The following is a 22,117-nucleotide window of genomic DNA, read 5'->3' on the forward strand; positions in this document are numbered from 1 at the left end:
TTTTCTTGCTTGAGCTGCCTTACCCACTTATCCATTGTCGATTTACCAACACCCATGGCTTTTGCAGCTTCAACAACGGTGTAGTTTTGATCGAGAACAAGTTGCGCTGCTTCGAGTTTGAATTCCGCACTGAAAGTGCGTCTGGTACGCTTGGTCATAGTTTCACCTGTCATGCTATGAGGTGTATTTTAACACCTCTAATCAGGTGGCCAAATTCACCGTACCACTACATTCTGATTATGATCGTAATGTCAAAAAGGGTGACAAATTTCCGCCTTCCAAGAATAACCATCATTTTGAAGAAAAATAATGCTCACCTGTGAGCTTACAGGTATGGTAGGTATCTTACTTACCTACCTCGTTTTCTGGTCTATAGGCTCTGTCTTGTAGTCCAGAAAATGAAGAACAAGCTCCTGCGCGTCAGTGGTATGCAACATCGACATGCAAGGTATTCGCCATTCCCAATCTTTTACAATCCCGATTGACAATATTCCGAATCTTCTGCTTTGTTCGAAATCTGACCCCAAGTGGATTTGTATCTGACTATACGGAACAAGAATTTACTCAGTTTGTTGAACTTATTTGTGATAATGAATTGTCTGAATCGGAAGAAGATAAACTGACCAGTCATTTTTCAGAGATAGTTGATCACCCAGATGGTACAGATTTAATCTTTTGGCCTAAAGATGGTCAGGATGATTCTCCAAAAGGCATTGTTGCTGAGGTTAAACGATGGCGAAGGTCACAAGGTTTACCATGCTTTAAGGACTGATTCAGTCTTTTTTTAAAATCCCCCTTAGTGCGCATTATGTACGTTATGTTAAATATAATATTCGGGACGACTCAAAGTAAATCCCTATAACGGCTCTTTGTATTTCGCATACAACTCAGATGATGCTTATGGTGACCTCGCGTTTCTTGTGCCCTCCTGATTTAATATTATCTTGAAGGATTTGAGAATGATAAAAAACGAGCGCGGTTAGTTACCGCGCTCGTTTATGCTTAAATGAATTGAATATTACTCTCCGTAATAGCTCTTCCGATATAGATTTTTCACATCTTCAACAGTTGGTTTACCAGGGTTGGTCAGTGTGCATGGGTCACCGTAGGCCCGTTCACTCATTCTTTCCAATACACGGATGAATTTCTCTTCGCTGAAATCTACCTCATCACAATCTTTAAAACAGGATGGAATATTCAATGCTTTGTTCAATTCTCTGACTGTTTGTGCCAGATTGTCAATGCCGAGAATGCTTTCTGCCAGTTGATATTTGGTGGTGTGCTGTCTGTTGAAATCAATGATATATGGCAACAGAATTGCATTAGATAAGCCATGTGTTACACCAAACTCACCGCCAATTTTGTGAGCCAGTGAATGAACCAATCCTAATGAAGCATTCGTAAATGCCATACCGGCAAGCGCTGATGCATTGTGCATATTATAACGAGCTTCTTTATTGTCTGGCTTTTTGTATGCCGTTTCAATGTTATCGATAACCAGTTTAATTGCTTCAATTGAGTATGGATCGGTAAATGATGTCGCAGCAGTTGAAACAAGCGCTTCTGCAGCATGAGTCAAGACATCCATCCCTGTATTGGCTGTGATATGTGCGGGCATGGTTTCCGGGAGTTTTGGATCAAGAATCGCAATATCCGGTACCATGTCAGCAGCAACAATAGGATATTTGATATGGTTCTCGGTATCAGTAATCACTGAAAATGCTGTAATTTCGGATGCGGTACCACTGGTTGACGGAATGGCAATAAATTTCGCTTTTTGACGCAATGCCGGCATAGAACCGACTTCAATAATATCTTCAAATTTTAAGTGAGGATGCTCATAGAAGCACCACATGACTTTTGCTGCATCCAGAGCCGAACCACCACCTATCGCGACGATCCAGTCAGGTTCGAAACTCATCATTGCTTCTGCGCCGCGCCATACTGTTTTGACGGACGGATTCGGTTCAACCCCATCGATAATAATGCTACGAATGCCAGCTTGTGACAGATAATCTTGGCATTGATCTAAAAAGCCAAATTTTTTCATGGAGCTTCCGCCAGTCACTATCACCGCCTTTTGGCCTTTTAGCTGCGCTAATTCGGCCAGAGCCCCTTCTCCATAGATAATATTTCTGGGTACAGAAAATCTCATAACACTCATACTTATCTCCTATAGGTTTCATATAAATTGTGATTAAGCATACAATATGCTTACAGGTGCAATGAAACACTGATTTGAATCATTAATCGCAAATAAATTCTATAGACATGAAATAACTAGGTATTTTCTGAACAACAGGAAATTGAGGACGGCTTGCCTGAAGAAAGGAAGTGTAAATGAGTTTTAGTTAGAAAGATAAAAAGGCCAAAAGTGACAGGATCACAATGGCCTTTTATCGTTTTATCAGGATATTAAATTAACCACCGGCGAGTTTAACGGTATGACCTTTCTTCTCTAAGAAGACTTTAATCTTTTCCCGGTCATCACCTTGAATTTCAATATGTCCGTCTTTTACGGCACCACCACAGCCACAGTGCTTCTTGAGCGCTGCTGCCAAAAGTTTCAGTGCCGGATCATCAAGGTCAAGGCCTGTAATGATACAGACACCCTTTCCTTTTCGTCCCTTGGTTTGTCTCTGGATTCTCACAATACCATCGCCTTTTGGTCGCTCAGGTTGTGGTGATTCAGGTTGAATTCGTCCAACTTCTGTGGAGTATACTAATGTCATATTTTAACTACTTCTTTGCTGCTGCCGCTGCTTTCGCCTGACGGAGTTCTAAAATTGTTTTTTCAATATGTTTTTCGATCGCGAGTTTGGAGCCTTTAAGAAGACGTCCATTGAATATACAGTACCAATCATTCGGCTCACCAGTATCATTTTTCAACGTAAAACCAGCAAACTGCTCCTGGGCTGCTGTCTGTTGCTCCCGCCTCACTTCGATATTTGAAAATTCTTTGGGATCAATTATCGAAGCAGTATCACACCACCAATCGATACTCTTTTGTACGGCCGCTTTATTACCGGAAAGAATATGATTCTTGATTTTTACTTGCCAGACATCACTGGATTGACCGGCAGATTTGAGGGTAAATCCTCGGTATGTTGCAACAGCCATATGTCTACTCAGCTCTTTTATGTATTTTCATTTAATATTAATTGTAATCAACACATGATCAAGTATATTTAGGGCTAATAGACTAGTTATAGTGCATTAGTATGTTAAAAAAACCAATATTAATCACAAAAAAGACAATAATTGATGCTTATAAAAAGCAACTTTGTACATTTATCCATAAAGAACAACTCAATGAGCTGACACAATATCAGTATTCCAATAGCTCTTTACTTGCCATGGTTAAAGACTGGAATCTTTTTGTCGAATTTTGCCAGCATCAGCATGTTGTTCCCTATCCTGCGTCTCCGGATATGATTCGCCTTTTTCTTGAGAAGGAATCCCGAGTCAGGAAGTTTTCGACCTTGCGTCGTTACACTGTCACAATAACTGTACTACATAAATTACTGGGTTATCAGGATCCGATCGCCAATCATCAGGTTCGATTACTGCTGATGTCTTTAAGAACAGAGAAAAAAGGCGATAATAGTCAAGCGGATGCACTAGCCCGGGAACATATTGAGCAACTCGATACTCAACTCTCGACTTCTAAAAATATCAAAGATATTCGTGATCTCGCGATCTACCATCTGATGTTTGAGTGTATTCTGAAACGAGCAGAACTCAGAGAACTGTGCATTGAACAACTCACATTTTGCTCAGACGCTGAAGTACAAGTTGAACTCAGTGACAACCGCTATCAACTGTCTCCGGCGGCTTCAGAAGCGATTCATCGATGGTATCAGCTGATTGATACTCAATCCTCACCTTATGTCTTTCGTTCGATCGATCGCCATCAGAATATCGGGACTGAGAAACTGAATGACTCATCAATTTATCGAATATTAAGAGGAGCCGGTAAACGACTTGGGATTGCTGATCTTAAATTTTCAGGCCAATCGACCCGTATCGGAGCAACTCAAGAACTTTATAAACAGGGAATGAAAATCAAAGAGATTCAGTCTTTCGGCCGTTGGCAGAGCTCAGTGATGCCTTCTCAGTACGTCGGAAGGCATCGTCAGGCCGAAATTGAAATTCAGCAATTTAAATCGTTTAAGCCTTGGAAGCCCTGATTTTTGCCAATGAACGCTCAATACAATCCGTTAAAAAATCAGCCATGCTATGGCCATTGTTCTCTAACATTTTCGGGAACATCGAGATCGGCGTCATCCCCGGGAATGTATTCACTTCATTCAAATAGACTTCTCCGTCAGGAGTCAGGAAAAAATCAATGCGGGCAAGGTGTCTGAGTTTCATATGACGAAATATTTTTTCGCTATATTCACGAATTGAGGTGAGCTGTTCGACAGTAAGACCTTCGGCCTCAACTTTGGTATGAGAGTGACTGGTATTACTGTATTTCTCTTCATAGGTATAAAATGCATCCGCTGGTGCAATCACTTCACCCGGGGCTGAAATATAAAGTTCTCCGCCAATTTCATAAGCCGCAACTTCCAGCTCACGTGGTTTTACCGCTTTTTCGACAAGAACCTGCTCAGAAAACTGAAATGCCGAGGTTATCGACTGACGTAATTGCGATAAATCAGTGACCTTGTAACATCCAACCGAAGACCCCTGTCTGGCAGCTTTTACAAACAAAGCACCCCAACGATGAAAAGCGGCTTCGCACTGTGCGATTGCCTCATCCGTGAATTCAGACAGAAATAAATAAGGGGTATTCGGGACGCCTAGCGCATCATACCAAAGTTTTGAGGTGATCTTATTAAAACTATTTGAGCTCGCTTCCGGACCACATCCCAGATATGGAATCGCAGCTAACTCAAGCATTGACTGAATATCGCCGGTCTCTCCGGGATAGCCATGAATACATGGCACCACAAAATCAATTTTCTGACGACTGACGTCGGTATTCAGCGTTGCTGTGTTGGTATCCAAATATGCCAGATGACCGTCTTCGGTAAACCATCCGTCACTTTTCATTTCAACCCGTTCAACATGAAAATGAGGATTGGTTTGGAGCTGCTCCTGAACATAATTTGCAGAAACTAATGACACTTCATGTTCAGATGAACCACCACCACAAAGCAACAATATATTGATACGGCCCATTATTCTTCCACTGTCCCTTTCGTTTAAACCGTCTCTATCATAGATAATTCCAGATAAAGTTGTAGTCCTAATCTTGCTCTATACGACTAACCGTTCACTATCTACACAAAAAAGGGCCCAAAGGCCCTTTTCTACTTTAATTCAGCTTATTTAAAGTGGGATATTCGGAGTTTTTGATTGCATCAATACTTTTTACAAAAGGTTTGAGTTGACGAAACTCAGCCGGTAGCATCTGAATCGCCTGACGCGCTTTGGCACGCGTTGCAAAATCACCGTATAAAACGGTATACCACTTCGTCCCATTCACAACTTTGTAGTTTTCCCAGATTGGCTGACCATCTTTCGGGAGCTTATTGGAAAATCGATCAACCTTGCTTTGACTGCCAACCGCAACAACCTGAATGGTGTAACCAAAACGTGGGTTCATTGCCACTTGTTTTGCTGTCGGCGGCGTAATCGTCACAGCACTCTGACTCGACGTAGACATCTTTTGAGGTTTCGCTGGTTGCTCGGTCGTCCGAACGACATTCATTTCTGTCACACCTTCAGCGGTTGTTCCCTGCTGAGAAACCACCGGCTGCTGTATTTTGGCCGTGGGATATTCTTCCTGGTAGCTTTCAGTTGTCACGTCCGTCACATAAGTACCAGAAGAGCATGCCGCCAACAGTAACGTAGACAAACCGAGAATGACTTTTTTTTCCATAGTTTTCGTGCCTTTCATAAAGAGTGTATCAATCATGCCCATAGCCGAGTTTAGAATCAAGTTTAGGTAATAAATTCAAATGAATAACATGTGATATAAAACACAAAGTATTAAACAATTTTAAGCGAATATCCAAGTTTTGCTTTCCGCATACCTGCTTTCATCAATCCAATTGTATAATCAGACGGATATCCTTGCTGATGTGAGAAATAAAAATGAACAACCTGTCTCATTTTTTAAAACCCAGATCGGTTGCCGTCATAGGTGCCTCCAATCGGCCACTACGCGCAGGTCATGTGGTGATGAAGAACCTGCTCAGCGGTAACTTTGATGGCACAGTCATGCCAGTCACCCCCCGCTATACTTCCGTATGTGGCGTGCTGGCTTATAAATCTATCGACTCGCTGCCTATCATACCGGATATCGCAGTTTTATGTACGCACGCCTCAAGAAATATTTCGCTTTTCCACCAACTTGCCGAGAAAAAAGTCGCTTACGTCGTGGTCTTGTCTTCAGATATGTACACCAACGATCCAGAAGAACATCAGATCCAACAACAGTGTCTCGCTATCGCAAAAGCGGCAAACATGCGTATTGTCGGGCCAAACAGTCTGGGGATGATTCTCCCCTGGATATCATTTAATGCCTCTTTTTCTCCGGTAGCAGCCCTGAAAGGGAATATCGCCTTTATTTCTCAGTCAGCAGCAGTATGTACGACAATTCTGGACTGGGCCAACGAAAAACAGATCGGCTTTTCTGCCTTTATTTCTCTGGGCAATGCATCGGATATTGATTTTCATGATCTGCTCGATCATCTCAGTACCGATCGTCATACCGATGCCATTTTGCTCTATGTCGATACGATTCGAAATGCCAGACTATTTATTTCAGCAGCCCGCGCCGCATCACGAAACCGAAGAATCCTAGTCTTGAAAGGCGGAAGAACACTGGAAGGCCGGAAAGCAGCCAAAGCGCATACCGGTGGTATCGATACACTCGATATCATTTATGATTCGGCCATTCGTCGCAGCGGTATGTTGCGCGTTCAGAACACGCATGAACTGTTTGCCGCGGTTGAGACTTTAACCCACCCGCTCCCGCTCCGTGGTGAACGACTGGCAATTATCACCAATGGGGGTGGCCCGGCCATTATGGCCATTGATACCTTACTCGAACGTGGTGGCAAGTTAGCGCAGTTAGATGATGACATCATGGACAAACTCAATCAAAGCCTGCCGCCAAGTTGGTCACATGCCAACCCGATTGATCTCGTCGGTGATGCCGGGCACCAGCGTTATGTATCCGCCCTGAATGCCGTGTTAGATTCAGATATTGCTGATGCCATTTTAATTATGCACTGCCCTTCGGCCGTCGCAGAATCAGAGCAAACCGCTCAGGCGGTGATTGACGCCTTAAAACAGCATCCACGCAGCCGCCAGTTTAACATTTTGACCAACTGGTCCGGTGAACTGACCGCCAAAGCCGCTCGTCAACGATTCTATCAAGCCGGGATCCCGACTTATCGAACTCCGGAAAGTGCAGTAATAGCATTTATGCATATCGTCGAATACAAGCGTAACCAGAAGCAATTGATGGAGACCCCCACAACAGCAGATTTCCTTCCACCGGAAAAAATTCACCAGGCTCAAAAATGGATTCAAGAACAGCTCCACCTTACCAATCAGCAAGATACATTACTCGATACCCATCAAATCGGTGGTTTACTGAGCTGTTTTGAGTTTGATGTGTTGCCCACTTGGATGGCACAAGACAGTAGCGAAGCTGTCCACATTGCTGAAACTATCGGTTATCCGGTGGCAGTAAAGCTCCGCTCACCGGACATTGCCCATAAATCGGATGTACAAGGCGTCATGCTCAATCTGAGAAACCGCCATGAAGTCGAAAGTGCCTCACAGGCGATTCTTGATCGGGTGAGTCTGTCTTACCCGGCCGCGCTGATTCATGGTTTAGTCGTTCAAGCGATGGCGAAACTTGCCGGTGGTGAAGAACTGCGGATTAAAGTCAAACATGATGACACTTTCGGCCCAGTGATTCTGTTGGGACAAGGGGGATCAGAATGGCAAGAAGCGACGGATGCCGAAGCAGCACTGCCTCCGTTAAATATGACACTGGCAAGATATTTAATCGTCCGAGCAATTAAAAACAATAAAATCCGTCTGCAAAAACTGCCCGTACCGATTGATATTGCCGGACTTTCTCAGTTTTTAGTGAGACTATCGCAATTAATAGAGACGTGTCCTGAAGTTCATGAATTGGATATTCATCCGCTGTTGGTCAATGGTCACCAATTTACGATTCTGGATGCCGATTTGCACCTCAAGCCTTATCACGGTAATGCACAACAACGGTTAGCCATTCGTCCCTATCCTTCAGAGTTAGAAGAACAGGTAGTCATGAGAAATCAGGAATCAATTCTCATCCGTCCCATTCTGCCGGAAGATGAACCTGATCATGCCGATTTCATCAGTAAAGTCTCCAAAGAGGATCTATATAAACGCTTTTTTACTGAAGTCGGCGAATTTAACCATGAAGCTTTAGCAAACATGACTCAGATCGATTATGACCGGGAAATGGCTTTCGTTGCGGTTCGTTCATCCCCTCAACACGAGATTATCGGTGTCTCCCGTGCGTTAATCACACCGGACAACAGTAATGCAGAATTTGCCATTTTAATCCGCTCCGACTTAAAAGGTCTGGGATTGGGACGTATTCTGATGAGGAAAATCATCGATTATTGTACCAACAAGGGAACACAACAAATATCAGGTATGACGATGCCAAGTAACCAGGGAATGTTAACACTGGCTCAGAGACTCGGATTTCAAGTGGAAGTGCATTTTGAAGACGGCACGGCAGAAATGCAGCTCTCGTTATCACCAGAGCCGGAATGATAACCATCAAATGAAAACAGAGTCGTCGATCACAGCGACTCTGTTTCTTTATGCTTTCTCTATATCACATGACTCATTAGTTGAGTAAATTCCAATGCTTTTTCAAATACTGAATACACCAAGACTTGGCTTCACCCATTTTATTCCGCCGCCAAGCCAACACTAACTCAGCCTCTTTCTTTTCTGTCCCATGAATGATTTGCAATTTGCCTGCGTCGATCAAAGGTTGCGCAACCTGTTGCGGCAGCGTCCCGATTCCAAGCCCGGATGTCAGTGCCTGACACTTCGCAGCAAAATTCGTTACGGTCAGCCGCGGTTGCTTTTGCAGAATATTCACACTGATTGGCGGTTGCTCTCTGGCTGTATCTGCAATCGCAACAATCCGGTATTTCTGGCGTGCATTTTCATCAAAAACACCACTGCGCTTATGAACATAATGATCCGTTGCAGCAACCCATACCATCGACATCGATCCCAATGACTCAACTTTGACATCATGAGGCATCGTTTCAAGACGAGGACAAACCAAGAGATCCGCGCGATCCGTTGCCAGCGACTCCCAACATCCCGCCAAAATTTCCTCCTGAAGCCGAACCCTGGTTTTACTCACATTGCCGAGAGATTCCACCAGCGGAAAGAAATTATCCACCGGAATAATTCCGTCATAAGCTAGTGTCACATCCAGCTCCCACCCATTTGCGAGGACAGTTGCATCATTGACCAGTTTATCGGTTTCAGAGAGGATTCGTCGCCCATGATCCAACAGTAGGCGTCCGGCATCAGTAAAACTGGCCTTATGGCCGGAGCGGTCAAAAATGATAATATCGAGATCTTGCTCCAGTTTTTGAATCTGATAACTCAGGGAACTTGGTGCGCGGTTCATCTCATGAGCAGCAGCGGCAAAACTGCCGCGTCGTTCGATCGCATCGAGAATATAAAGCGCTTCTAATGTAATAGGACTATGCAAAATCAGTATCCTTAAGCTATTTTCTTAAACGCTATGTTGGTAGAAAACAATGTTGGTAGAAAACAATTTTCGCTGAAATTAAATATTCTTAAAATCAACTATTTATGTAAAAACGTGTTTGATACACCATTCATCACGTCTGAGGTGCCACGTCTATATGCGGCCAATTCAGTAATACCACGATCCAAATATTACACAGAAAATAGTGTAATACGAATCGCAACATATTGACTGATTGAATGCTATTTCTGCTTTGTGTCCTTCAAACAACGGTAAAACCCGACAAACAGAACCTGCGTTTAATCCAGCTCCGGCTTCACCCACACCCGACAAAAGTCAAACCATCCAAGTGCATTACATTTAGCGTTCTGCAACGCACCACACTGGTCATGACTGACACCAAGCCAACTGTGAAATAGCGGCACAATTTGATGTTTCTCAATCAAAGATTTACCGATCTCTCTTGCAGGAAACGGCTGTTCGGGGTCGGCTCGCCAGTAATCAATCAACTGCTGCCACCCGGAAAAATCCTCAGGCTGACTGGTTTCACTGACATCGGAATAATCCAAAAGCCAGCCTGCCAATACATCATCGCGATGATTTGAGATGCCCATAGCTTTGATCCAGACATCAATCTCTTGGGTCACATCGACAGCATGTTCATAAGTAATCAATTCAACCTCAATACCATCTTGGGTCAATAAAGTCTGAATTGCCTCTATCAAATGAGGAAACATCGGATGTCTCGCGTGATAAGCAATCCGAACCGGGCGCGTCATAACCGGGACAGCCACCTGGCGAGCAGGACGATGATGATACCATCCAGGCTTCAGCCCGTGAGCCGGTAACAGGCCCCATGCAACCACCGTTTCTTCCGGAAAGAGACTAAACAGATTGAGTGCACTCAATTTACTACTCAGGTATTCTGCCCATGCATCATCAGCGGCTATCCCGTCTCTGCGATTTAATTGCAGGTAAATACATCCCGGATCTAAATCAACATCTTCCCGGGAGGCTCCACGTCTCACTTTGAGGGGGGTATTCAAGGTCGGAAAAACCAAAGAAGAGTCCGCCTCATCAATCACACAGACTTCGATCTGATCTAACAGCGGACGATAGCCGAAATAACTATCAAATGCCTGAAGAATCAGTCGCTTATTATCATTAATTACCACTTTAAATGGCCCGGTACCAACCGGCATGACATCAAACTCATGCTCTTGTTGAACACTGGGACTCACAATCCTTGCACACGTTTCGGCCAGTAACACCGGCAAATGCAAATCAGGCTTGTTCAGATGAATATCAATCACCCAATCTCCGGGCGATGAGACATCCTCAATATGACGGAACAATCTGAAATGTTGCAACTCACGCAGACTATCCACCACCAACGCCGATGTCAGCAGTTGGCCGTTATGGAACCGGACACCGGGACGCAGATAAAACCGCCAGTGTGTTGCAGACAGACTCTGCCAGCTATGAGCCAGATCGGGTTGTAAAGTTTCATGCTCATCAAAAGTTGTCAGACCGCTGAATACTTGCCGGGCAATATGTTGCTCAGAACGTCGCATCGGTTTACGAGGATTCAGCATCGATAACGGGCGATAGTAAGGCAGACGAACAACCTGACGCCCCTGCTGATGCTGAACACCAAGATAACTTTGGATAACTTGGGTAAGTTTATCGGCATTCTGATCCAACACAGAGAATGCCTGTCCGAACTTCCCTTCTTCAAGGTAGCGTCTGGCCAGATTCTCACTCACATCACTGCGGCTGCGTTTAAAAATCAGGTGTGATAATTTGCCTCGACCGGCAGCAGGATGCCATTCGATCCAGTCTTCCTCTTCCATCTTATTCAAGACGATACGGGCATTACGCCGTGTACAAAACAGTATGTCAGTCACATCTTCCAGACGGACTTCTGTATTCTGACCACCAAAATGTTCGAATAAGGTTTCAAACTGGACACGTAACCTTGGACTACTCATAATAAAGGAGGAAATTACTGATATGGCTCATCGCTCTATAATTTCCTATTTTTCCCTTTTCTGCAAATTTAGTCCGCATATTTTGGTTATTTTTTCTTTTTGACCGCAATGGTGAGACGACTGGTACACACTAACCGATCCCGCTCATCATGAATATTGATCTGCCACACCTGCGTCGATACGCCGATATGCATAGGTTGAGCAACCCCTGTGACCGTGCCACTCTTTACCGCCCGGATATGATTGGCATTAATATCCAGCCCGACACAATAGGTATCTTCATCCACACAACAGTTCGCTGCAACTGACCCTAATGTTTCAGCCAGTACCACCGAAGCGCCGCCATGAAGCATCCCCAATGGCTGATGGGTAAAGTGACAAACCGGCATTGTTGCCGAAATTGTTGAATCGGTCACTTCCGTATAGACAATATTCAGGTGTTCCATCATGGTGTTCACTGAACTTTGATTTAATAAATCAATATCAATCGGTTTTTTCCAGATATGCATAATCTACCTTTCGCCAAATCAAATAGAGATGAGTGAGCCGGAGTCTTCAGCTCAGAAAATATCATGACAAACATCGCGGATGTCAGCAAACTATATTCATATAAACAATGCATAATACAATTGAACCGATCCACTCATTGTTGCTAAAAACGCATCTTGCTTGATAAAAAACTTTAAATTGTCGCCATGGCGTGGATAATACGCCCCTATACTTTTTACAGGAGTCCAATCATATGGCAACAGAATCAGCGCTGCTTGAACGTTGTGAATCAAAATGTGAACTTTGTTCATCTACCGCTCAGCTTCAACCATTTGTTGTTGCACCTCATACGCAAATTACAGTCGATCATGCAGTGATGCTCTGTGAAACCTGTAAAAGTCAAATTGAGAATCCGGAAACGGCAGATGCAAACCACTGGCGCTGTCTGAACGACAGTATGTGGAATCAGACACCAGCGGTTCAAGTTGTCGCGTGGCGTCAGCTGAAACGTTTATCAGAGTCTGAAGCCTGGGCTCACGATCTACTGGATATGATGTATCTGGAAGAAGATGTTGCTAACTGGGCAATGATCGGCATGGACGATGATGCTGAGAAGCCTCGTGATGTCAATGGTGTCGAGCTAAAAAAAGGTGACGACGTCACAATTATTAAAGACTTGCCGATTAAAGGCTCTTCTCAAGTGATTAAGCAAGGTACCGTGGTTCGAGGCATTAGCCTGAGCGATGACCCTAAACTGGTTTCAGGAAAAGCAAACGGGCAGTCAATGTATATTATTGCTGAATATACCCGTAAAAAATAATCACCAACTGATTGAATCAAAAAGCCCCGGGATCAGAAACTGACCCGGGGCTTTCTTTATACTCAATGTTTACGGTTTCAAATTCAATTTGATAATCACACGTCGGTCTGATTTTTTATCTCGTCCGTCTTGCTGAGATAATTCACCCCGAATGATCAGCTTATCACTCAGCCACTGCCCGTATGGTTGTAACATCTCACTCTCAAACAACACATTAGACACGGCCAACGCCCTTTTCACCGAGAGATCGTAGTTATACTTGTAAGCATCCAGATCATCTTTTGAGCCTTTCCATTCCTGACTGGATAATCCGATCACTTCCAGAGACCGAACCTGTTCCGGATACTGTGAAAGCACATCAAATAATGGATTCAGCGTTGACGTAATCGCGGTTTCAAACCGAGGTGAAACTGTATACTCTCCGACTTTAAAATAGCCATACGAGCCAAAATCAAGCACCATGTGATGGTAATCAAACGAAACCTTATTCTGTTTAAACGCATCCGAGCTATTTGCTTGAATCGCTGCGATCAGACTATTCAAATCATGATTCAAATGGGATTTTTCGGTATAAAATGCATCCGACGGTAACACAAAGTCAATCGACACACGTTTATCCGCCAGCCTCAAAAGACTTCGGTTCCCTGCCCCGGTAAAAATGACATCAACATGATCAATTTTACTGAAATTGTCATCAACACTGGTCACCTGATAGTCAGCCAGATCATTCTTATTGATAATATCATTCACCACCGGAACATACTGATTATCGATATAAAGTGATACATTGCTGTCCCTGACGCCGATATTTTCCATCGCGCTATACAAGGTATGTTTAAATAATCCGGGCACCACCATAAAAGGTGTCAATAAAATAAATAGTGTCACCAGACTATTAAAAACATTCTTCTCTTTATGATCGAGATACATCTTACAGGCGATGCCACAATACAATAGTGGTGTGAACATCAACAGGGTTGAAAACCAGTCTGAATCTCTGACCGTTGCATACTGACAAAGCGTATAAATCAACGGAATCAACCAGACCAATCCTAAGAAAGAGATCGAGCCGATATGATGGTCTTTGATAAAGTTCTTGAGCATTCCGCCAAACACCATACCGCGCAGATGTTTCTCTTTCTTGGTCATCGACAACGTTTTAAAAATAAACGATGGCAATCGAAACAGAAAAATCAACGCATTGATCAATGACAGAGATGAGATCGAAAACAGAAAGATAAATAGTGTGGCTAAGAATCCGAATGAGAGAAACACGAAGCCAATGAATACCCCATCACCAAGTGTGAGACTTTGAGGATAGAATCCAATCATTGAGCAATATATCAGTATTATTACTGCACCGAGAAAAAACCCAACCTTAGAAATAATCGAGATAGATTCACTTATTTTTTGTGTAGTCATTATGATTATATACCTAGCAAAGATATGAAAAACAACGAACCGATCTTAAAGCGATCACTTATTTAGGCAAGTAGAATTGATGCGATATTGACTATTTCTGAATGTTTTTTTCGGAGATTTTGCAGAATACTAACCAAAATGAGAGATTGATTCCAATATTGGGATGCGTAATTTCAAAGACATATAAATGCCTGACCGGTAAATTACACGTATTTATTTTATTAAAGCGATCTGAAAAGCAGCTACCCTTAAATTGCAATAGCTGCCCGATACAAATTATCCATTGGAAGCACCCATTGATTTAAACAGCCGAGTATGGCAGAAAATAAACCAGTAACGACCAGATACTTACCCAACTGACAACCACCAGCGCATCAAACCAATCTTTATGCCGCATATTCCCTCCTCACCGATGAGGTTATTTCAACATCATCAAACAAGCAAAGACAATGCCATCATGGTAATCACAGATGAAACAGATGAAGGCTAGCTGATAAATTGTGCTTCAACAGACATTTCAAGCCATTCCGGTTTATCCTCAAACATCTCGATCAACGCATCGGCCATCGAAACATTTGAAACAATACCGGGTCGAACCATGCCAAGGATTGCTTCATAACCTTCTTTGCCTTTCATGGTATAAGCTGATGATGTTCCGCAATAAACCGTTGAGTCATCAACGGATATCCAATGGCCGTTCTGATAAATCTTTAATGCCTGAACCCGTTTTTCTGGCGGCATATCGGCCTGATATTGAAAATCCAGACCATAGCAATAGGGGTAACTTCCCGTGCCGGTACTGTCAGGCCGATGACCTAACGCATTGTCAATTGCGCCAGCCAGTAAATATCTGAGCGTCTTCCCGGTGACGTAATATACACCGATCGGGATGGCAAAGGGCAATAATTGACCGGCAATATCGGCAACCGTCAGCACCCCACTCGGCAGAGAACAACGCACCCCCCCGGCATTATGCACGGCAAACTGAACCGGATGCTCTCGCTTACGCATTGCATGATAAAATGACCGGGCTACCAGCGGTGCAATTTCACTGCCGCCATTTTCTCCGGGAATCCGAGTATGAAATAAAGGCTGTGTCAGGTGAATCACTGCTTTGGTTTGCTGTTGCCGCACCACCGGCAGATAATTGCGGTTCAATATCTCCTGAATATGGGGATCTTTGCGGCAAACATAAACCTGCGGATGTTGTTCCAGATAATCGCAGGCATGTTGGTGCCGCCAGTCACTGCCAGGAGACTGTCTGGCCGCATCCACAAACAGACGCCGGCCAATTAACAGCTCATTCTTGCCCTGAAAACGCACGACTTTACCAGCGGCATCAAAGTCAATATGGCAGTGCCCCAGTGCCAGTGCATGGCATCCGGCCTGCACAATATGGGTGTCTCCTACCTTGATCCCGTACGGATCGGCAGCCCCCAGCCCAATATCGGAAAAGTCACCTTGTAAAACATGGCTATGCCCGCCAATAATCAAGCTGATACCACTTACCGCCTCGGCAAGCTGTTTGTCTATTTCATACCCGAGGTGACTGAGTAAGATAATTTTGTTGATACCACTGTTCCGAATTGCATCGACGGTGCGGCGTGCAACATCCAGTGCCGCGACAAACGGTGTATCCGCATCCGGGTTTGAGATATCATCCATCCGATCCAGTGAGAGCCCGAAAACAGCGACGGCGTCTTGCTCATATTCCCGAACTAACCACTGAGCCGTTTGTTGCTCAGCATCATAGCGGTAAACATTGGCTTGATCAGACAAACGATATGGTTTGTCCGCCTGCTCCTGACTCAGATCCCAGTTACCCGCTAAAAACGGAAAATTAATATTGCGCACAAACCGGCCAACCGGTTCATTTCCCAGATCCAGCTCATGATTGCCCAGCACCATTGCGTCAACCCCCAGGGCATTGAGCAACGTGGCATTTGCCTCTCCTTTAAATAAGGAGAAATACAGTGTGCCCTGAAAACAGTCTCCGCCATGCAATAATAAAAAGGGGCGCTCACGGTTCCGGGCTTCATCTTTCAGCTGATTGATGCGGGTCGCAATCCGGGCAAATCCTCCGGCACTGACATACGGTGAGATCTCATCCTGATGTACAGTCATTTCCAGTTGTAATGATGAGGGCTCAAAGTATGAGTGAGTGTCATTTAAGTGCGCAATCGTGATAGACAATGGCTGGTGATGCATAGATTCAAGCATTTTTGTGTGTATCATAGGTAGAAAAGCATGACAGATTCATCTTCATTTGTGAAATAGAGTTCAAACTTTTTTAGTCTCCCGAACGATCAGCCCTGCCGTCATTTATCATCTGTGATGTAAGTAACTCGTATTTCTGGCTTTTTATATTACTCTTACAACAAGTGCTACCTCTTCAGGAAGATGCCTATGCATTTAGAGCGAGTCGAAATATCCGGCTTCCGCGGAATCCGTCGTTTATCACTGAGTTTAGAAGCGCTCACCACTTTAATCGGAGAAAACACCTGGGGAAAGTCTTCATTGTTGGATGCCCTTAGTATTGCTCTCCCGCCTGACGGTAACCTGTATCATTTTTTGCTACAGGATTTTCATGTCAATTACGCAGTTTCCCAACCACAGACTCAACATCTGCAAATCGTACTCAGCTTTATCACAACCGAGAAAAATGAGCCAAAGTCCGGTCGATACCGCAGACTCAAACCTCTCTGGCAACCGGCTGCTCGCGGATTCAGCCGGATCATTTATCGGATCAGCGGCACCCGGGAGCAGGATCGCATCACTACCGTGCATCATTTTCTTGATCAGGATGGCGAACCACTCAAACTACATCATTCAGAAAAACTCGCCCAAGAGTTAAGTAGTCTCCACCCTGTTCTCCGGCTCAGAGATTCCCGACATTTCGAAGACTCAACCAATGGCAACAATCACAGTCGGAATGCCAGAATAGAGAAGAGAATCGATAACACCTGTCGGCGCTTGCTGGCAACACCGGGGCATGTCAACAAAGGGGAAATCAAAAGCAGCCTCAATGCAATGAATTCACTGGTTGAACACTACTTCTCGTTTAAAAGCCGAAGTAAAAAAAAGCCGGTGTTTGAGAGGAACAGTCTGGTTTACGCTTCTCCCGCATCAGAAAAAACCTTCATTCAATATATTGAAGAAACCAAAAATCGTCAGAGTCGTCTGCTATTGATGCGCTTGCTGAACGCCTATCTACAAGCCAAAGGCCCGACCGATCTCCGCCGGTGTGCGCGTCCGATTCTCATCATTGAAGATCCGGAAGGCCGGTTACACCCGACGCATTTGGCACGAGCCTGGACAATTTTACAATTACTGCCGATGCAAAAGATTCTCACCACCAACAGTGGCGAGTTGCTTGCTGCCGTCCCACTCTATTCCATCCGGCGACTGGTCAGAATGACAGACCGAACCAAAGCGATGTCTGTCCCGGAAAAAATATTGTCTCAGGACGACCTGCGTCGTATCGGCTTTCATATTCGTTTTCATCGCTCCAGTGCGTTATTCGCCCGCTGTTGGTTATTGGTCGAAGGCGAAACTGAAGTCTGGCTGTTTAGTGAACTGGCTCGCCAGTGTGGTTATGACTTAATGGCTGAAGGAATCCAGATCATTGAATTTGCGCAATCCGGGCTTAAATCGTTGATTAAAGTTGCCAAAGCATTCGGGATCGACTGGCATGTTGTCACGGATGGTGATTCAGCGGGTAAGAAATATGCGGCAACCGTCCGTTCACAACTGGGGCACGATCAGATATTACACCGCCTGACCGAACTTCCGGATCGCGATATCGAACACTTCTTATATAACAACGGTTTTGAATCTTTCTTTAAAGATATGCTGAGAATCCCCCATGATCACCCGATTCCCGCCAAAAAAGTCGTCATGCGGGTTCTCAAGAAATATGCAAAACCAGATTTGGCACTCGCGATCGTCTCTTATTGTGAGCAACGCGGTGTGGTCTGTATTCCTCCGGAACTCAGAAAAACACTGAAGCGCGTTGTCACAATGGCAAATGGCAATACCTGACGTCAGTCAGGCTATTTACCGACATACCTTTGCCCACGACACGCGAAAAATTTATCGCAGGAGAGATCGGCCTTCAACCATATGCTGGCCGGTCGTCCGGATACAGTCGATTAATGGATGTTCACCGACATCGGCACGCCAGATAAAAGATAAACTCCGATCCATTTTCAATGCCGGAACATTCAAGGCGACTAACTGGTTGCTTTCAATTAACGGCTTCACTTCAAGGTACGGTAAGCAGGTCAAATAATCTGAATGCGCTGTCAGGCTGCAAAGTAACGGCACAAAATCGTACTCACGCCAGACATCCAGTTGAGGGACATAAGGGTGAATGGCACTTTCGAACACCATCCGAGTCCCCGACCCGGGTTCTCGCAATACCCAGCGTGCTTGGGCCAGTAACTCGAAACTGACAGACGGCAGACTGGCATACGGATGATCGGGGGCGGCAACAATCGTCAGTTGATCACTACACCAGATCTCCTGACATAAACGATGATCATCACAACGACCTTCAATGATCCCTAAATCACTGCGGTAATTAAGGACATCTTCAATGACATTATGTGAGCTTTTGACACTGACTTTGATCCGAACATCCGGGTAACGGTGATCCAACAGACTGATCAACTCCGGAAGCAGATGCTCCGCCGGCGTCTGGCTGACACATAATGTCAGATCACCGCTAATCCCCTGCAAATCAAAAAAACCGGTTTCGATCTGCCGGGCATCTTGCAGCAAACGTCTTGCCCGTGGTCGCAGCCACTCTCCCCAGTGAGTCAGTCGCATCTGCTTACCCTGTCGTTCGAATAATGAACGTCCCAGAATTTTCTCCAGTTGTGATAAAGACATACTGGTTGCAGACTGCGTCAGTGACAAGTAATCCGCAGCCTGACTGACACTGCCGTATTCAGCAATCGCATCAAAGACAGCGATCTGTTTTAATGTATATCTCACCGATTGACCTATCGTTATTGTGCATCCACTCAAACTTCATTTTACGGCCCTTCTGGCAACTATCAATCAAATTGATAGTTATATTCAGAATTACCGATTTACCGTATGGTGTAAAATTAGGTACTCTATGCACAGGAATGTGCTGTAGCACACAATTTAAACGCTTTGAGTTATATCTGGAGAGCCCATATGGCGAACAATACCGATTACTTAACGCCTGCTGAAATGATGGTTGAAGCAGAACACTACGCCAATAGTAAAACCAAGAAATCAACAGGGACGATTTTAGGACTCGGGATCATGGCTGGCCTGTTTATCGGGCTTGCATTTGTATTTTATATTACAGTCACAACAGGCTCTGCTGATATTCCTTGGGGGTTGGCAAAACTGGCCGGAGGCATCGCTTTCAGCCTGGGGTTAATTCTGGTGGTGATATGCGGCGGAGAGCTTTTTACCAGCTCCGTACTCACCATTCTTGCCCGCGCAAACCGACAAGTGAATACCTCTCAGATGCTGACAATCTGGGGCAAGGTCTATGTCGGTAACTTTTTGGGTGCCATGTTACTGCTCGTCTTAGTGATGGCAGCCGGGTTATACGGCAGCGCACACGGACAATGGGGCCTCAATGCACTGAATATCGCACAACACAAACTCCACCACACTTTTATTCAGGCTTTTGCCCTCGGCATTTTGTGTAACCTGTTGGTCTGCCTTGCTGTGTGGTTAACATTCAGTTCAAAAAATGCAGCCACCAAAGCAATGATGACAATTTTACCTGTAGCACTGTTCGTTTCTTCAGGTTTTGAGCACTGTGTGGCCAATATGTTTATGGTGCCATTAGGAATTGCAATTCAGACATTCGCACCGGATAGTTTCTGGCACGCTATTGGTACTGATGCAAGCCAATATGCTGATCTGACCGTTTCTCACTTTGTATTTGCCAACCTCATCCCTGTAACGCTTGGCAATATTGTCGGTGGTGCTTTCCTTGTTGGTTTAGGCAACTGGTTGGTATTCAGCTGCCCGTCTCAGAAAAAGTCTGTCTCAACCAATCAAATTGACGCTCTGAAAAATGATGCCTGAACATTTGTAGACACCAATCATCAATACAAAACTGATATTAAATCCGATCAAAAAAGCCTCTCAGATGAGAGGCTTTGCTTTATGTATATCACAATTGACTTACTTTTTAATGCCTTCAACATAAAGTTGCATATCAACTGTCTCAACCATGTCCATCGCTTTGATACCAAAGTCAGACAGCTGTAGTGTCGTTGTCCCTTCAAAGCCAGCACGCTCACCGCCCCATGGATCCGGGCCGGCACCGATCAGTTCTGCATCGATACTGATTGGTTTGGTTTGACCGTGCAGTGTCAGATCACCATTGATGATAAACTCACCATCGCCCTGATCTTCAATACTGGTGCTTTTAAACGTTGCGGTTGAATACTTACTTGCATCAATGAATTCTCCGCCACGAAGGTGCTTATCTCGTTCTGCGTGATTTGAATCCAGAGATGTTGTATCGACTTTAACCTCAACCTTCGATGCACTCAGGTTCTTCGGATCATAAGAAAATGTTCCGTCAAAGGTATTGAAACGTCCCTGAATATAACTGTATCCCAAATGGCTCACAGTGAAGTTAATTGACGCGTGACCACCTTCTGTGTCGATAACATAATCGGCAGCCGTTGCACCAAAAGATAAAGTTGTCGCTAATGCCAACCCTGTTGCTAGTAATGATTTTTTCATGATTTAGATGCTCCTATCATTTTTCGTAATGTATCATCTTTGGAAATAAAGTGATGTTGTAGGGCTGCCAAGACATGCAGAACAACCATAATGATCAATGTCCAAGCCGCAATTTCGTGAACAACGCCCGCCAGATCTGCCTGCCCTTCAAAAAGCGCACCGGCACCGGGAATTGTAAACCAGTTAAACACATCAATACCCCGGCCATCTTCTGTAGAAATCAGATAACCAGAGATAAAGATAATGAATAAATCAAGATACATCGTGTGATGAACCGCTTTCGATGCAATCTTTTCAAAACGAGACCCTGTCACTTTTGGTGACACCGTTGAGGCTTTCCAAATCACACGGAAAATAGTCAAAAGTGCCAAAAGTATCCCGACAGATTTATGTAAAAAAGGCGCCTCGTGATACCAAGTGCTGTAGTAAGACAGATCAACCATCCAGACACCAACAGCAAACATCCCCACAATAACAATTGCCGATAACCAGTGAATGATCCTGGCGACAAGATTATAGTTTTTAACATCAGTGCTCATATCGGCCCTTCCTGACTGTATATTTGCTCATAACGACAGTTCTCCGAATGAAAAACAATTGTTATTTCCATCGTACTTATTAGTAGAAATTGGTCTATCCTTACTTTCTTTAATAAGTATTTCTTATAAATATTTCATCGAACACCTCAATAAATTGACAAACTTATTCTAATTTCTTGAACTATAAACATACAATTGCATAGAGATCACATTGCACATTATAGATGTCCCTATTTTAAACGCCCTCTCCCCGAACAAATGAGTAGATAGAAAGGCACCGAAAACATCACAAAAACTTAAGATATTTAGTCGGATCGCTCGCTGAAAAGAACAAAAA

The 22,117-nt window shown here is 44.3% G+C and carries 19 protein-coding genes and 1 pseudogene; 6 read left to right on the plus strand and 14 right to left on the minus strand.

Annotated elements, in window-relative coordinates:
* A partial coding sequence (locus VR7878_RS18060) for a transposase (protein ID WP_077333657.1) occupies positions 1–158 on the minus strand: 158 nt, incomplete at its 3' end.
* A gap of 323 nt (positions 159–481) precedes the next feature.
* Between VR7878_RS18060 and VR7878_RS21520 the strand changes: the two genes are divergently transcribed.
* Complete coding sequence (locus tag VR7878_RS21520; protein ID WP_261855971.1) at positions 482–772, plus strand: bacteriocin immunity protein; 291 nt, start codon at positions 482–484, stop codon at positions 770–772.
* A gap of 246 nt (positions 773–1,018) precedes the next feature.
* Here VR7878_RS21520 and VR7878_RS18070 read toward each other — a convergent pair whose 3' ends face one another.
* The 3 genes from VR7878_RS18070 to VR7878_RS18080 form a co-directional block, all read right to left on the minus strand.
* Positions 1,019–2,164, minus strand: a complete 1,146-nt coding sequence (locus VR7878_RS18070; protein ID WP_077337414.1) for an iron-containing alcohol dehydrogenase — start codon at positions 2,162–2,164, stop codon at positions 1,019–1,021.
* Positions 2,165–2,420: 256 nt separating this feature from the next.
* Positions 2,421–2,732, minus strand: coding sequence for a stress response translation initiation inhibitor YciH (gene yciH / locus VR7878_RS18075; protein WP_077337415.1), 312 nt, complete (start codon positions 2,730–2,732; stop codon positions 2,421–2,423).
* Positions 2,733–2,739: 7 nt separating this feature from the next.
* Positions 2,740–3,120, minus strand: a complete 381-nt coding sequence (locus tag VR7878_RS18080) for a DUF3319 domain-containing protein (RefSeq protein WP_077337416.1) — start codon at positions 3,118–3,120, stop codon at positions 2,740–2,742.
* 101 nt (positions 3,121–3,221) lie between these two features.
* Between VR7878_RS18080 and VR7878_RS18085 the strand changes: the two genes are divergently transcribed.
* Positions 3,222–4,190 carry a tyrosine-type recombinase/integrase gene (locus VR7878_RS18085; protein ID WP_077337417.1) on the plus strand — a complete coding sequence of 323 codons (969 nt, stop codon included), beginning with the start codon at positions 3,222–3,224 and terminating at the stop codon, positions 4,188–4,190.
* Here the strand turns inward: VR7878_RS18085 and VR7878_RS18090 are convergent.
* Together VR7878_RS18090 and VR7878_RS18095 are read right to left on the minus strand one after the other, a co-directional pair.
* Positions 4,171–5,187: a D-alanine--D-alanine ligase gene (locus VR7878_RS18090; RefSeq protein ID WP_077337418.1), complete on the minus strand. Its 1,017-nt coding sequence runs from the start codon at positions 5,185–5,187 to the stop codon at positions 4,171–4,173. The genes VR7878_RS18085 and VR7878_RS18090 overlap by 20 nt on opposite strands.
* 136 nt (positions 5,188–5,323) lie before the next feature.
* Complete coding sequence (locus VR7878_RS18095; RefSeq protein WP_077337458.1) at positions 5,324–5,890, minus strand: SPOR domain-containing protein; 567 nt, start codon at positions 5,888–5,890, stop codon at positions 5,324–5,326.
* Between the two features lie 215 nt (positions 5,891–6,105).
* On the opposite strand from VR7878_RS18095, the gene VR7878_RS18100 reads away from it, so the two are divergent.
* Positions 6,106–8,802 carry a bifunctional acetate--CoA ligase family protein/GNAT family N-acetyltransferase gene (locus VR7878_RS18100; protein WP_077337419.1) on the plus strand — a complete coding sequence of 899 codons (2,697 nt, stop codon included), beginning with the start codon at positions 6,106–6,108 and terminating at the stop codon, positions 8,800–8,802.
* A gap of 76 nt (positions 8,803–8,878) precedes the next feature.
* On the opposite strand, the gene VR7878_RS18105 is transcribed toward VR7878_RS18100, so the two are convergent.
* From VR7878_RS18105 to VR7878_RS18115, 3 genes are all read right to left on the minus strand, one after another.
* A complete protein-coding gene (locus tag VR7878_RS18105; protein WP_077337420.1) occupies positions 8,879–9,769 on the minus strand; it encodes a LysR substrate-binding domain-containing protein in 891 nt (296 codons plus the stop codon).
* Between the two features lie 299 nt (positions 9,770–10,068).
* A complete protein-coding gene (locus VR7878_RS18110) occupies positions 10,069–11,760 on the minus strand; it encodes an SgrR family transcriptional regulator (protein WP_077337421.1) in 1,692 nt (563 codons plus the stop codon).
* 86 nt (positions 11,761–11,846) lie between these two features.
* A complete protein-coding gene (locus VR7878_RS18115) occupies positions 11,847–12,269 on the minus strand; it encodes a hotdog fold thioesterase (protein WP_077337422.1) in 423 nt (140 codons plus the stop codon).
* A 233-nt stretch (positions 12,270–12,502) separates the two neighbouring features.
* Here VR7878_RS18115 and VR7878_RS18120 point away from each other — a divergent pair, with 233 nt between their 5' ends.
* Positions 12,503–13,069, plus strand: coding sequence for a PhnA domain-containing protein (locus VR7878_RS18120; protein ID WP_077337423.1), 567 nt, complete (start codon positions 12,503–12,505; stop codon positions 13,067–13,069).
* A 69-nt stretch (positions 13,070–13,138) separates the two neighbouring features.
* On the opposite strand, the gene VR7878_RS18125 is transcribed toward VR7878_RS18120, so the two are convergent.
* Both VR7878_RS18125 and VR7878_RS18130 read right to left on the minus strand, forming a co-directional pair.
* The gene (locus VR7878_RS18125; RefSeq protein ID WP_083960871.1) at positions 13,139–14,401 is read right to left on the minus strand and encodes an OmpA family protein; all 1,263 of its coding nucleotides are present in this window, start codon (positions 14,399–14,401) and stop codon (positions 13,139–13,141) included.
* A gap of 576 nt (positions 14,402–14,977) precedes the next feature.
* The gene (locus VR7878_RS18130; protein ID WP_235862913.1) at positions 14,978–16,711 is read right to left on the minus strand and encodes a bifunctional metallophosphatase/5'-nucleotidase; all 1,734 of its coding nucleotides are present in this window, start codon (positions 16,709–16,711) and stop codon (positions 14,978–14,980) included.
* 186 nt (positions 16,712–16,897) lie between these two features.
* Between VR7878_RS18130 and VR7878_RS18135 the strand changes: the two genes are divergently transcribed.
* Positions 16,898–18,532 carry an ATP-dependent endonuclease gene (locus VR7878_RS18135; protein WP_077337426.1) on the plus strand — a complete coding sequence of 545 codons (1,635 nt, stop codon included), beginning with the start codon at positions 16,898–16,900 and terminating at the stop codon, positions 18,530–18,532.
* A 51-nt stretch (positions 18,533–18,583) separates the two neighbouring features.
* On the opposite strand, the gene VR7878_RS18140 is transcribed toward VR7878_RS18135, so the two are convergent.
* Positions 18,584–19,489: a LysR substrate-binding domain-containing protein gene (locus tag VR7878_RS18140; RefSeq protein WP_077337427.1), complete on the minus strand. Its 906-nt coding sequence runs from the start codon at positions 19,487–19,489 to the stop codon at positions 18,584–18,586.
* A gap of 189 nt (positions 19,490–19,678) precedes the next feature.
* On the opposite strand from VR7878_RS18140, the pseudogene focA reads away from it, so the two are divergent.
* Positions 19,679–20,524: pseudogene (focA, locus tag VR7878_RS18145) on the plus strand (formate transporter FocA); the annotation flags it as partial.
* Between the two features lie 147 nt (positions 20,525–20,671).
* On the opposite strand, the gene VR7878_RS18150 reads toward focA, so the two are convergent.
* On the minus strand, positions 20,672–21,241 hold the full coding sequence (locus VR7878_RS18150) for a YceI family protein (protein WP_077337429.1): 570 nt from the start codon (positions 21,239–21,241) through the stop codon (positions 20,672–20,674).
* Entirely contained in the window at positions 21,238–21,780 is a 543-nt protein-coding gene (locus tag VR7878_RS18155) for a cytochrome b (RefSeq protein WP_077337430.1), read from the minus strand. The genes VR7878_RS18150 and VR7878_RS18155 overlap by 4 nt, the downstream gene beginning before the upstream one ends.
* Positions 21,781–22,117: the final 337 nt, after the last annotated feature.

Origin of the sequence: Vibrio ruber DSM 16370, assembly GCF_900163965.1 — a bacterium.
Lineage (GTDB): Bacteria > Pseudomonadota > Gammaproteobacteria > Enterobacterales > Vibrionaceae > Vibrio > Vibrio ruber.